The sequence below is a fragment of the Vibrio zhugei genome (genome assembly GCF_003716875.1).
Taxonomy (GTDB): domain Bacteria; phylum Pseudomonadota; class Gammaproteobacteria; order Enterobacterales; family Vibrionaceae; genus Vibrio; species Vibrio zhugei.
Map to the genome: position 1 here is coordinate 836610 of NZ_CP033077.1, position 13865 is coordinate 850474.

Below are 13865 nucleotides of genomic sequence, written 5' to 3' on the forward strand. Positions count from 1 at the left end.
AATTGGACAAAATAAGAGAAGTTTTTCAAGAAAATGACCAGTTCTGTGATGTTTTAATGACATTTTCTTTGTTCATTGATTGCTTAATAAGCATATGCTGTTTTTCATGTTCAATATATTTAAATGGTATAGCGTGGCCAGGGCAAGTGGTTCTGCTGCCATATTGGTCGCTCAACCAATATGGCAACTGACACTGACGTGACTCAAAATAACGCATGATTAAGAAGCACATGACAGGCAATACTCGCCAAGTAGCCAAGTAATATCACAGGCGTCCATTTGAAGTGTCCAGCGAATGTATATCGTCCTTTAGACGCCCCCATAAGTGCGACCCCCGCCGCCGACCCGATCGACAGTAAGCTGCCGCCGACTCCCGCGGTTAAGGTGACGAGCAACCAATGTCCTAGTGACATGGCAGGATCCATCGTAAGGACCGCGTACATCACTGGAATGTTATCAATGATGGAGGATAAGACGCCCACCATAATGTTGGCTGACATCGGGCTCCATTGAGAATACATAACGTTGGATACCAGCGACAAATACCCTAGTAAGCTTAATCCACCAACACACATCACGACACCATAAAAGAACAGCAAGGTGTCCCATTCGGCTCTGGCGATTCGCTGGAAAACATCGAATGGCACCATGTTACCCATCGCTGCGAGCGTGGTTTGGTCTTTTTCTTGGAGTGCTTGATTTTTACGTTTGCTGATTGCTTGATGGAAGGTGATGCGCAGATAAAATCCATAAAACTGCAAATAGGCGAGTCCTAACATCATGCCGATGACAGGAGGTAAACCTAAGAGAGAATGGAAGCTCACCGAGGTCAGTATGGTCAATAAAAATAACCCGACAATGGCGGTGCCTCCACGTTTCATCTCGTGATGATGATGAATGACCGTTGGATGTTCATTCGGGAGGAAATAGGTCATGATCAGTGCTGGAATCATAAAGTTGACCAATGAAGGGATGAATAATAAGAAGAATTGACTAAATTGCACGTCTCCGGCTTGCCATACCATCAGTGTTGTAATATCGCCAAATGGACTGAAAGCGCCGCCCGCATTGGCCGCTACGACGATATTGATGCAAGAAAGATTCACAAAACGCTGATTGTTGGCGCCTAGTTTCATGACCACCGCGCACATGAGTAGAGCCGTCGTTAAGTTATCGGCAATTGGGGAAATGATGAAGGCCAATCCGCCAGTCACCCAAAACAAGGTTCGAAACTGAAAGTCTTTCTGTAACATCCAAGATTGTAAACGATCAAACACGCCACGTTCTTCCATGGCGCTAATGTAGGTCATTGCCACTAGAAGAAAGAGTAATAATTCGGCGTATTCCAGCAAGTTATGCTCAATAGCCTGCTCGACGACGTCTGATTGCCCATGTTGAGCGTAGACCCAACCGATCATTCCCCAGATTAATCCAGCCCCAAGTAACACGGGTTTCGATTTATGTAAGTGCAATTTTTCTTCACAGATAACGGCCGCGTACGCCATCACAAAAATCGCGATAGCGATGTATCCATACCAGGTGTGAGTGAGCGTTGGAATAGATTGAGAATCGCTTGCTAAGCAAAGCTTGGGGAACAATAAACTTAAAAAGACGAGTATTTGATACGTAGCATGCTTCATCCATTTGACTCCATAATGTCATCTCTACCAGAAATAGTAGGGGCTCTTGGCGAGAAGCATCCTGCACTAAATCAATTAACCGTGCTTTTGACGACTATTTTTCCATGCATGGTGCAATGGTAACGTTGCCATGCTTTGGCCTGACACCGCTATGTTAGGACTCTGTCTTTTCTTATTGGCATGACTTGAAGCGCCCTTCCAGTAAGCGCAATATAAGATGAGCTACGCTACATAGTAAGGAAAGGTATGGTTGCTGTGTAGTTACCTACCCAATGACAGGATAAGTGGAGAGTGATCGATGAGTAATCAAACCATTGCGTCTTTTGTGGCAGAAACACTACGCCAGGCGGGAGTGCAACGTATCTGGGGAGTCACAGGGGACTCGTTAAATGGATTAAGTGATAGTCTACGCAAAGTGGACGAAATTGAGTGGTTAGGCACTCGTCATGAGGAAGTGGCCGCATTTGCAGCAGGCGCTGAGGCCCACATGTCTGGGAAGTTAGCGGTCTGTGCAGGCTCATGTGGACCAGGTAACATGCATTTAATTAATGGACTATATGACTGTCATCGCAATAAGGTGCCTGTTCTCGCGATTGCCGCCCACATTCCTTCTTCAGAGATCGGTTCTAATTTCTTTCAAGAAACTCACCCTCAGGAGCTTTTTAAAGACTGCAGTGTTTTCTGTGAACTCGTATCCAATCCAGAACAAATGCCATTCATGTTAGAAACGGCCATGCGTCAAGCCATTTTGCATAATGATGTGGCGGTATTGGTGCTGCCCGGTGATGTCGCTTTACAACCAATGCCAGATGGCGCTGAACCTAAATGGACAGTGCCTAAGCCAGCGCAGCTGTTGCCGCAACAAGACGACGTCCAACAATTGGCAGAGATGTTAAATGAGGGAAAAAAAATTACCTTGCTGTGCGGGGCTGGCGTGAAAGGCGCTCAGCAAGATGTGGTTGAATTGGCTCGCGTATTACAGGCGCCGATCGTTCATGCATTGCGCGGCAAAGAGTATCTCGAATACGATAATCCTTATGACGTGGGGATGACTGGTCTGATCGGATTTGCCTCTGGGTATTATGCGATGGAAGAAGCCGATACATTATTGATGGTGGGAACCAGCTTTCCTTATCGAGCCTTCTATCCAAGCCATGCCAAGATTCTACAGATTGATAATAATCCAGCATCGTTGGGGCGACATACTCAAATTGATCTCGGTGTACTTGGTGATACGAAGTCTACTCTAGCGTCACTCATTCCATTGCTGAATTCCGATCGTTGTGATAAGCATTTAATGCGCTGTACGCAACATTATAAAGATGCGCGTCAAGCTCTGGATGACAAAGCGTCAGGCGACTCTAAGCAAGGGCTGATTCACCCTCAATACCTAACACGTTTGATCAGTGAAATCGCCAATGAGGATACGATCTTCACCTGTGATGTAGGGACGCCAACGGTTTGGGCTGCGCGTTATCTTAAAATGAACGGTCAGCGCCGTTTAATTGGTTCGTTCAGTCATGGTTCTATGGCGAATGCGATGTCGCAAGCCATGGGGGCTCAGTCTACCGATCGTCAGCGTCAGGTGATTGCAATGTGTGGGGATGGCGGTTTCTCTATGCTGATGGGGGATCTGCTTTCGTTAAAACAATTGAACCTGCCAGTAAAAATTGTGGTATTTAACAATCGCTCACTCGGCTTTGTCGCAATGGAGATGAAATCTGCGGGGTATTTGTCGGATGATACCGATTTAGACAATCCAAGTTTTGCGGCTATCGCACAAGCTTGCGGCATCAAAGGCGTGCACGTTTCTAAACCGGAAGACCTCGCCAGTGCATTGCAAGATACTTTACAGAGTGACGAACCTGTTGTTCTCGAAGTTGATACCGCCAAGCAAGAGCTGGCAATGCCACCGAAAATACAATTCGAGCAAGCGAAAGGCTTTAGTTTGTATATGTTGAAAGCGATTATTAATGGGCAAGGTGATGAGATTATGGAATTAAGCAAAACCAATTGGTTGCGCTAGACTTAGGCCGAATCCCGTTTACGCTGCGCCTCTCATTAGGGAGGCGCTTTACGCAAAGGAAGACCGAATAGCATGAACATAGTGATTTTACACGGACTCTATATGAATGCGTCCGTTATGAAGCCGTTAAGTGAGCGTCTTGCTGCAATGGGTCATACGACTCATTTGATCAATTACAGTACAACCCATATTAAGCCCGAAGCCCTGTTTAAAGAGATCGATGACGCGTTAGCTGAGTCGGGCAACGCGCTAGTTGGGCATAGCTTAGGCGGTTTAATGATTCAGCGCTACTTGAAGGATAGACAACTTAGCGTCGAGCAGGTGTCTCACGTAGTGACGTTGGGGTCTCCGATGCAAGGCGCTCGTATTGTGAAGGGGATTGAAAAAATAGGGATGGGGAGCATTCTGGGTAACTCCGTCGATTTTGGTTTAGAGCCTAAAGATAATGTATGGGATCTACCACAGAGTCTTGGTTGTATTGCAGGCAAAATTCAAGTGGGATTTCTGCCTTTATTCTATGGTTTCAAAGATGCATCTGATGGGACGGTTACGATCGATGAAACCCGTATCGAAGGTATGAAAGACCATGTGGCGACCTCCAATACACACTTAAGTTTGTTATACAGCGACGAGGTTATTGGCCATATTGAGCATTTTCTTCATCATGACCACTTTGCCACGCCATAGTGCACGGTTAATGATCAATATTTCGAGGTAATTAACATTTAATTAATTGATATTTTTGATTTTTTGCATTAGTTCAAGTCACCGTAATAATTAAGCTATAATCAATTGATACTTTTTATAGTTTGTTGCCAACGAAGTCATTATTGCGAGGGGTTTTCTTTGGGCTATGCTTCAAAAATCAAATATAAGATAAGCGTTGCGGTTATCTTGTTGACGTTATGTTTGATCATCATTGGTGGAGTTCTCATGGTTTATCGAGCCCATTATACGATAAACCAATACGCCATTACTCACTCGCGTGCGATCTCGTTAGATGTTGACTTATTGTTTGAAAATATCTTAACCGACTATTACATAAAGCTTGATAATCACCGTTCGACCTGCCAAGAATTCTTACTAGAAGCGCAACAATTTGTGTTGGCGAATCCTTACATTCGCTCCGTGTCCCAAACCAATGACAAGCACATTTATTGCAGTACGATTAGCCTAGATAAAAAAGTTCCTTACACGTTAGGAAGTAGTGATAAACGCGTATCAATTAAATACATTCCATCGAGTCCGTTAGTCAAAAATTCCGATGTGTTTTTACTAAGCCTCAAAACATGGAAAGATACAGTCAAGTTTGGGATTGATAGCCTCATCATCCAAGACATTCTCTACACGGAAATGAATTACTATACGCCAACTTTTGTGGTGGATGGTTATCAAGTCTCGCGCTCCGGGATAAAAAAAATTGATAGTTTGGATCCGGATGGTCACTTTATTTCAAATAATCAATATCTAGAGGTGTATTACACGATAGATGACAGTAATTATACCAACTATTTTTTGATTAATTATTCTTACTACTTTGTTTTTTTAGTGGCTTTATCGTTTCTGATTGGGCTATTAGCGTATCGCTATTTAATCCGAGTTGACTGGATGATTATTGCGATCAGACGAGGGTTAAAAAGGGATGAGTTCGTGCCTTTTTTACAACCCATATTTAATGGCAGTGGACAACTAACGGGCGCTGAGATACTCGTTCGTTGGCAACATTATAAAAAAGGAATGATTGCTCCCAACGATTTTATCCTTACTGCCGAACACAGTGGGCAAATTAATCGAATTTTTAATCGATTAGTCATGAAACTGGTTTATTCACTGACCGAGTATCAACATCGATTACCGGAGAATTTTCATATCGCCTTTAATATTTGTGCCACTCAACTGATTGACCCCTGCTTGTTGCGCGATTGCATGGTGGTACAAGTTCAGTTAAAGCAATGCAGTTTGGTGCTTGAGCTCACGGAGCGGGTTGAAGTTCCCGATGATCAACGCTTCTTCGATGGTATTCATGAGCTTAAATCTAAGGGGATTAAGATTTCTTTGGATGATTTTGGCATTGGTCACTCTTCTCTGACTTATCTGAAAAATATTCAATTTGATCTATTAAAAATCGATAAAAGCTTCGTTGATATGATTGATGAAAATAATGCCAATGACCATATTGTTGCGAATGTTTTGGACTTAGCTGAGAGGCTTAGGGTACCTACCGTGGCTGAAGGAATCGAGTCTGCTTATCAAGCTCAGTATTTGAATGAGCGACACGTCGATTATTTCCAAGGTTACTATTTCGCAAAGCCGATGCCATTGGAGCAGTTTATTTCTCAATATTGCGTTTAGTGTTGCTCTGGTGTGGCGAGTAAACCCTTAAGTCAAAGATGGAATTGTGATTTTGCTCACAAGTTATTTACTTAGCATGCTAAGTAATTTATACTCTGCCTTCGCTAAGACAATAGGGCACACCAATGATCCACGATTCTGATGTTTTTCTTCAGTTATCTCTTGCCGAACAGTTACTTAAAGTTTCCCGCGTATGGAAAATGGCGGCAGATAAAGAGCTTGCCCCTTTAGGATTAACGCATCCACGTTGGACGGCCTTGTGGAAGCTTCGTCGGCTTGGCGATAATGTTGGACAAAAACAGTTGGCATCGGCATTGGAAATCGAATTGCCTTCTTTAATGAGAACACTCAGTCAACTTGAACAACAAGCATTGGTTGTTCGTCATCCGTGTGAACATGATAAGCGCAGCCGCTTAGTGTGTTTAACGGAAGACGGGAAACAGCTTCTTACCAAGATGGAAGCGCGTATCGTGCAAGTACGCAGTGATATTTTGTCTGGTATTGCTTGTGAAGACGCTGAAAAACTTTCCCTTTTATTAAATACCATGACTGGTAACGCCCTAAAAATGCTTAGCGAATGAAGTCAACTTTGAATAAAAAGAGGCGTTTATGACCCCCGATCAAAAATTTGCGCGCTGGATTAAAATATCTAGCGCGGTCTTTCTTATTATATTTGCATACTTCTTAATCGCAGATTTTGTGATGCCTTTGACCCCACAGTCGATGGTGACGCGTGTCGTGACTAAAGTCTCTACTCGAGTTAATGGACAAATTATTGCTATTGATGTGAAGAATAACCAACTCGTGCATAAAGGGGATGTGCTGTTTGAGGTGGATCCGAAACCCTATCAATTGGCTGTCGAAAAAGCCAAAATCAATTTGGATTTGGTCAAACAGAAAAATGCTCAGCTTGATTCTTCTATCATGGCGGCGCAAGCCACGGTTCAGGCGCAGCGCATTGTGATGGAACAAAAGCAGCGCGAAGCACATCGGTTGAGCCGTCTTTTTAAGCGCAGTGGGACATCACGTCAGCAGTTTGATGACGCAAACAGTATTGCGGTTGCGGCTCAAGCGAATTTGCAAGCGGCTCAAGCCAAATTGAAGGAGTTGCAAGTTTCTCGTGGCGCCCTAGATGACGATAATAATGTAAGTATTCGTGCTGCGCGAAACCAACTTGAGCAAGCCAAACTCAATTTAAAATACACCAAGATTGTTGCGGATCATGATGGTGCAGTGACGAACTTGCAATTAGAGCCTGGTACCTATGCCACCGCGGGAACGCCGTTGATCGCGTTGGTCGCAGATAACATGGATATCATCGCCGATTTTCGAGAGAAAAGTTTACGTCATTATACTGTTGGCGACCATGCTGAAGTGTCGTTTGACAGTAAACCCGGGCAAATCTTCGATGCCCGCATTGTGTCCATTGATGCGGGTGTCAGCGCGGGACAATTTGATGCCAATGGTCGCCTAGCGACGCCAAGTTCATCGAATCGTTGGGTGCGAGACGCTCAGCGTATGCGAGTACACTTAGCTTTAGTGAATCCTCATGATATGCACTTTAATACTGGAGCAAAGGCGACGGTGCAATTGATTCCTGACAATGGTTTGGTTGCCATGTTTGCACGCTTGCAAATTCGTTTCATTAGTCTGCTTCACTACATCTACTAATAAGGTGGCATGATGAAGTTATGGGATCACTCCATGTCTGAAAATGATTTCAGGCAGTGTTTACGAATTGCTACAGGGGCCAGTATCGGCTTTACTTTTTGTAAAGTGTTTGGATGGAGTAACGGTGTCTTTTTCACTGTGACTCCCGTTTTGTTGCTGGGTATGCTCCCAACCATGACGATGCATGCTGCTCGCCAGATGTTGGCATCTGCCGTTGTATGTAGTCTGGAAGTGGGGTTAATTGCCGGTTTCTTTGGGGGGCACCCAGGGATAATGACCTTATTGGCCTTCTTAATGTTCTTATCTAAATTTGCGTGTATGTCACGCGGTAAGTACTTTCTGTTTGGGGCGAATAGCGTATTGAGCTTGAGTGTCATGTTGCACTTCGCAAGCTTTCAGGCGACGGACGTGAATGCGTTTATCGTCAGCTTGGTGGTCGCCAATATTACCTCGATTATTATTGCCTTTTTTATGATGTGGCTGATCCCTGATGTTGAGATCAGAAATCCGCCACCGCCACCAGGCGAGGTGAAGAGAGCACATCGTCTGCGACATGAAGCTTTGCTAGGCGCGAGCATTGCAACATTGTCATTTTTAGTCTTTCAAACGATGGACTTGAAGGATTCGATGTCAGCACAAGCGACCACGATTCTCTTGATGTTCCCGATGCATTGGAATGGAGCAATGGGCTATGCCCGTAAGCGTGCCATGGGAACCATCATGGGGGTCACGTTTGGCATTTTTGCGCAGATCATTCTTTATGATTGGTCGGATATGCTGATTTTTGTGGTTCCTTTGTTGTGGATTGGCGCGATGTTATTTGGCTTTATGCATGTTAAGGAATCCAGTGGCTCAGGGGCTGGGTTTGGCGGATTAACAACGCTGGGCATTTTATTTGGTCAATATTTGATGCCGGGGGGCGATTTGATTTTTAGTGCTCTGTATCGTGTTAGCAGTATTTTGTGTGCGATTGTCATTACACTATTACTGACTTACATTGTGCATACTATTCTTAATCGTTTTCCAGCGACTCGTTTTACTAACGAATAGCACTGATTACATTAAAAGGCCTTCAACTGAAGGCCTTTTTTTGGCCCTGAAAACCTCATCTTGAGCTTAACGTGATATGTGATAACGTAGGCGTTTGACTTAAGATGGTGCTTTGCTAAGGAAATGCAAAATCAATGAATACGAATAGTTTTGTCAATGATGGGATCCGCTATACAGGCCACTACTTTACTTTGCCGCTAGATTATCAGGCTCCTACTGGTGAGCATTTGCAAGTCTTCGCTCGCTCGGTTGAGATAGCCAATGAGACCGACTCTAATAAGCCTTGGTTGGTTTTTTTTCAAGGTGGACCCGGTTTCCCATCTCCTAGGATGGATGCGAACCACGGCTGGATGAAGCGAGCATTACAGCAATTTCGTGTTTTACTGCTTGATCAGCGTGGGACGGGTCTTAGTTCGCCAGTCACGCATGAAACATTGGCGTCGTTGACCAGCGAACAGCAAGTCACCTATTTAAGTCATTTCCGTGCTGATAATATTGTCAGAGATGCGGAGTCAATTCGCGAACAATGGGGAATTCAGCAATGGGCGATTCTCGGTCAGAGTTTTGGCGGCTTTTGCTCGCTGACGTATCTTTCGCTATTTCCGAACTCTTTATTGCGCAGTTATATCACCGGTGGCGTCCCTTCGATAGTGCGTCATGCCGATGACGTATATCGCGCTACCTACCAACATACCCAGCGAAAAAATCAGCGTTTCTTTCAACAGTTTCCACAGGCGCAAACTTGGTGCCGAGATATTGCCGATTATTTGTTATCTCATGAGGTGTATTTACCCAATGGGCAGCGCTTTACGGTAGAGCAATTTCAGCAAATCGGTATTCGCTTTGGTGTGAGTGATAGTTTTTTACCGACTTATTATGCTCTGGAAAGTGCCTTTGTTAGCGTCAATGGCGAATCGGTATTAAATTATGCATTTCTCAATGACATGCTCATGGCTCAGGCTTATCAGACTAATCCGATTTATGCGATTTTGCATGAGTCTATTTATTGTCAGAGCAGTGCCTCACGTTGGTCTGCCCACCGTATTCGAGATGAATATCCTCAGTTCCATTATCAATCTGGTCAACCATTTTTATTTACTGGGGAAATGGTGTATCCGTGGATGTTTGAGCAGTATCAGTGCTTACAACCTTTAAAAACGGCCGCCATGCAGTTGGCGGAAAAGTCTGATTGGTCCATGCTCTATTCTCCCGATACGTTGAGTCACAATGCTGTTCCAATAAGTTGTGCCGTTTATGCGGACGATATGTTTGTGGATATGGAGTTGACCAAAGAAACGCTTGACGCGATTCCTTACGCTCGAGCGTGGATTACCAATGAATATGAACATAATGGATTGCGAGCTGATGGAGAACGAGTGCTTGATCAATTAATTCAGATGGGAGAGCAGACAGCTTCAGAATTAGGATTAACGTTACTTTCCTAATAAAAAATTAGGGCTTAGCACATTGCTAAGCCCTAAAGCGTATTCATATCTTATGATGTATTAATAAATCGCCGTATTCAGCTCACATCGCTGATTAGAAACGACGGAAGGCAATTACAACGTCGTTATTCTTGATAGCCTAAAAATATGTCCGTTTTCACTGGTTTTCCATCTTCATCTTTAACGATAAAAGTTACGGTTTTCGATGTACTGTCGTTGTTATAAATGGTGACTGAACCATCTTGACCGGTTTTTTTCTCAGTGGTAACCAGACCTTTCACAGTGAAAGGATAATTTTTTAATGGTTTTCCGTTCTCAGTGACCGTAATGTTGGCCTGATTTGCGTGAGATGAAACAGCAACAGAAATATCGGAGGCTTTTGCGGCCAATGCATTAAAACTCATTGAAATAGCGGCAGTGGCGATGAGGGTTGCAATATATTTCATATGTGTACTCCTACCTAATTAAGGAACTATAATGTCTCAACGTGCAAATAATTATAATCTATATTGATGGCGATATAGATTATAATTATTAAACTAAGATGGCCTAAAAATTAGAACAATATAAGTATTGAAAATAAGGGAAGTATGAATTATTCGCTGGTTTTGTAGAGTAATTTTATTCTATCTTATGCTAATAAGAAATACTACTTTTATTATTGTTAGACCCGATTTCAGATAATAAGTGCGACATTCATGGAAATATGTAGAAGAGGAAGCCAACTGCTGAAAGTGGTACGCTCTTCTCGCCAAAGAAACAAGCAGTACTACCATGAATTATCAACAGTTGACCGAAGGCAGAAGATACCAGATTTCTGCTCTTTTGGAACGGGGAATTTCGGTTCCTGAAATAGCTAAAACAGTTCAGTGCCACCGCTCGACGGTATACCGTGAGCTTAAACGCGGTCGGAAGGGAGAGCATTATTGCCCTAACGAAGCCCAGATGTCGTCTACCAAAAAGCGCAAAACAGCACGTAAATACCGAATACCAAAGGAACGTGTCGATTTTATCCGCCTTCTTTTAGAAACAGATTGGAGTCCAGAGCAGATTTCTAATGTATTAACGAAAATTGGTGCATCTGTCAGTCATGAGTGGATCTATCGCTTTGTTGCTCAAGATAAACGCTTGGGCGGTAAGTTATATCGTCACTTGAGACAAGGTCATAAGCGGTATCGCCGAGGTAAACAAGAGAAAGCTCCAGCGATAAAAAATGCCGTTTCGATTGATGATAGACCAAGCATCGTTGACAGTAAGGAGCGGTTTGGTGACTGGGAAATCGACACTGTGCTAGGTAAGCATGGTACAGGTGCAATGGTGACTATTTTAGAGCGTAAGACTCGATTTTACGTGGTAAAGAAAGTGCCATCTAAGTCAGCGGATGATGTCACCAAAGCGACAATAGAGCTACTGAAGCCCTATAAGAAACATGTCCATACCATTACGGCAGATAACGGGCGAGAGTTTGCAGGTCATGAAACCATCGCAAAAGAATTAAAGGCTGATGTGTACTTTGCTCATCCGTACAGTTCTTGGGAGCGTGGTGCTAATGAGAATGCGAACGGTCTTTTAAGGCAATATGTGAAGAAAGGAACCGATCTAACGACAGTGACGGACATCGATATAGAGTTCGCTTTATCGCGGATAAATTACCGTCCGAGAAAGTGTTTAGGCTTCAAGCAGGCAGCCATTATATTTGAGGAGATGGCTTTAGCTTCTTGATATTGGAGAGTGTCGCACTTCGCAGTTGAATTCGGGGATAAATAACAAATTAAAGACAATGTTTTGTTAATATTATTTAGTATCCGTCATTCCGCAGCCAATTTCAGAATTAAAACAATGTGATCCAGTGATCGTTTACAAATGTTAGTGCGACAGACCTCTTGACCGCGATCCCCAGTTTTGATCTATTACTGTTATTTAACGGTCACTTTATTATGTCTGCTGCTCAACCTGTCATTAAACGCCTAGATCACTTAGGGCTGATCGCTGCTTTCTGCCATGAAATCGGTTTACCTGGTATTATTGATCGCATCATTCCCAAGTACTCGGATCACAACGTTTCACATGGCGATGCGGTCTTGGCGATGATTCTCAATGGTCTTGGCTTTCACAGCAGAACGCTGCATATGTTTTCTGACTTCTTCGAGACGAAGCCTGTTGCCAAGTTGCTTGCTAAAGATATTGAAGCTCACCATTTAACGGACGATGTACTCGGACGCACGTTAGATGCTTTATATGAAGCAGATGTCTCCGCACTTTATCAAGCGATAGCAGAGCATGTCGTTGATAAGCTAGGACTTAAAACAGACTCTGTCCACCTTGATATCACTAGCTTCCATGTCGATGGTGAATACGCCCAGGACGAAGATCTTAATGCCATCAAGCTGGTAAAAGGCTACAGCCGAGACCACCGTCCAGAGCTAAATCAAGTGGTCCTTGAGTTGATTTGCGAAAACCAAGCTGGCCTGCCTGTTTACATGCAAGCGCTTAGTGGCAACACCAACGATGCTAAGGCATTCTCAGAGGTCACTAAACGGCATATTCATTGCCTGAAGGCAGCTCAAAACAGTCGCTACTTCATCGCCGATGCCGCTTTGTACACCGAAGAGAGCATTCGTTCACTGGATGAGCAACAACAGAAGTTTATTACGCGTGTTCCAATGACCATTAAATCAGCCAAAGAGGCCTTAATGAACCTTGAGCCCGAGCAGCTGAGCCATATCGGCAATGGCTACTCGGGTTGTTGGGTTGACGCTGATTATGGCTCGGTATCTCAGAAGTGGCTGTTGATTCATAGTGAACAAGCAACCAAGCGAGAACAGGTAACGTTTTATAAGAACTTAGACAAAAATATCACCAAAGAGCTGAAAGCGCTGGGACAACTAAAGAAAAAGCAGTTTGCTTGCGCAGTGGATGCCGAGCAAGCAATGAGCGACTTCGCCAGCCAGTGTCATTTGCTTGGCTTCGCGCAATCAACCATCGTTAAAGAGCCAATTTATTCAGGTCGTGGTCGGCCGAAGAAAGATGAAAAGCCAACGGGATACCACTATTTGATAGATGCTACGCCTTATACCGATCTAGAAAAGGTGAAACTGGCCAAGCTTAAAGTAGGTATGTTTATTCTCGCCACCAACGATACTGACAACACCGACCTAACAATGGCTGCATTGCTTGAACATTACAAGTCTCAGCAAAAGGTCGAGCGCGGCTTTCGCTTTTTGAAAAGCCCTGAGTTCTTAACATCATCAATTTTCCTGAAGAAACCTCAGCGAATCGAGGCACTACTGATGATCATGACGCTGAGCCTACTCGTTTACGCGAGCTTAGAGCACAAAATCCGAGAGAGTCTCACTAAGACCGAGGAATTCTTTCCTAGCATGGTAAAGAACAAGACGACAACTAAACCGACGGCACGTTGGGTATTCTTAAAATTCGAAGGTATCGACACACTCGAATTTGGCGGCCAAAGCTTCATAACGGGTGTTCAAGAGCATCAGACTCGGCTGCTTAAGCTTCTTGGTGTACTGTATGAAGCAGTTTATTCCTAAATTGGCTGCGGAATCTCGGTAGTATTAATACATGGTTTATTTTCTATAGATAATAAAATGGCTTAACAAACTGTTAAGCCATTATCAGTGCAAATTGGAATCCATTTCCATTATTGCTGTCCTTCTATTG

General features: G+C 43.8%; 11 protein-coding genes. 9 read left to right on the forward strand and 2 right to left on the reverse strand.

The features are described from left to right. Positions 1–203: 203 nt before the first annotated feature. Entirely contained in the window at positions 204–1640 is a 1437-nt protein-coding gene (gene nhaD, locus EAE30_RS03840) for a sodium:proton antiporter NhaD (RefSeq protein ID WP_123014755.1), read from the reverse strand. A 298-nt stretch (positions 1641–1938) separates the two neighbouring features. Between nhaD and poxB the strand changes: the two genes are divergently transcribed. The 7 genes from poxB (at position 1939) to EAE30_RS03875 (ending at position 10184) form a co-directional block, all read left to right on the forward strand. Next, complete coding sequence (poxB, locus tag EAE30_RS03845; protein WP_123014756.1) at positions 1939–3666, forward strand: ubiquinone-dependent pyruvate dehydrogenase; 1728 nt, start codon at positions 1939–1941, stop codon at positions 3664–3666. Positions 3667–3738: 72 nt separating this feature from the next. Next, complete coding sequence (locus tag EAE30_RS03850; protein WP_123014757.1) at positions 3739–4353, forward strand: esterase/lipase family protein; 615 nt, start codon at positions 3739–3741, stop codon at positions 4351–4353. A 246-nt stretch (positions 4354–4599) separates the two neighbouring features. After that, positions 4600–6018: an EAL domain-containing protein gene (locus EAE30_RS03855; RefSeq protein WP_164711784.1), complete on the forward strand. Its 1419-nt coding sequence runs from the start codon at positions 4600–4602 to the stop codon at positions 6016–6018. Between the two features lie 125 nt (positions 6019–6143). Next, entirely contained in the window at positions 6144–6599 is a 456-nt protein-coding gene (slyA, locus tag EAE30_RS03860; RefSeq protein WP_123014759.1) for a transcriptional regulator SlyA, read from the forward strand. A gap of 28 nt (positions 6600–6627) precedes the next feature. Further along, complete coding sequence (locus EAE30_RS03865) at positions 6628–7689, forward strand: HlyD family secretion protein (protein WP_123014760.1); 1062 nt, start codon at positions 6628–6630, stop codon at positions 7687–7689. A gap of 12 nt (positions 7690–7701) precedes the next feature. Beyond that, a complete protein-coding gene (locus EAE30_RS03870) occupies positions 7702–8739 on the forward strand; it encodes a DUF2955 domain-containing protein (protein WP_123014761.1) in 1038 nt (345 codons plus the stop codon). A 134-nt stretch (positions 8740–8873) separates the two neighbouring features. Continuing rightward, the gene (locus EAE30_RS03875) at positions 8874–10184 is read left to right on the forward strand and encodes an alpha/beta fold hydrolase (protein WP_123014762.1); all 1311 of its coding nucleotides are present in this window, start codon (positions 8874–8876) and stop codon (positions 10182–10184) included. 125 nt (positions 10185–10309) lie between these two features. On the opposite strand, the gene EAE30_RS03880 is transcribed toward EAE30_RS03875, so the two are convergent. Then, complete coding sequence (locus EAE30_RS03880; RefSeq protein WP_123014763.1) at positions 10310–10630, reverse strand: hypothetical protein; 321 nt, start codon at positions 10628–10630, stop codon at positions 10310–10312. Between the two features lie 328 nt (positions 10631–10958). Here EAE30_RS03880 and EAE30_RS03885 point away from each other — a divergent pair, with 328 nt between their 5' ends. Together EAE30_RS03885 and EAE30_RS03890 are read left to right on the forward strand one after the other, a co-directional pair. Beyond that, positions 10959–11906 carry an IS30 family transposase gene (locus EAE30_RS03885; protein ID WP_123014135.1) on the forward strand — a complete coding sequence of 316 codons (948 nt, stop codon included), beginning with the start codon at positions 10959–10961 and terminating at the stop codon, positions 11904–11906. Positions 11907–12121: 215 nt separating this feature from the next. After that, on the forward strand, positions 12122–13735 hold the full coding sequence (locus EAE30_RS03890; RefSeq protein ID WP_123014954.1) for an IS1634 family transposase: 1614 nt from the start codon (positions 12122–12124) through the stop codon (positions 13733–13735). Positions 13736–13865: the final 130 nt, after the last annotated feature.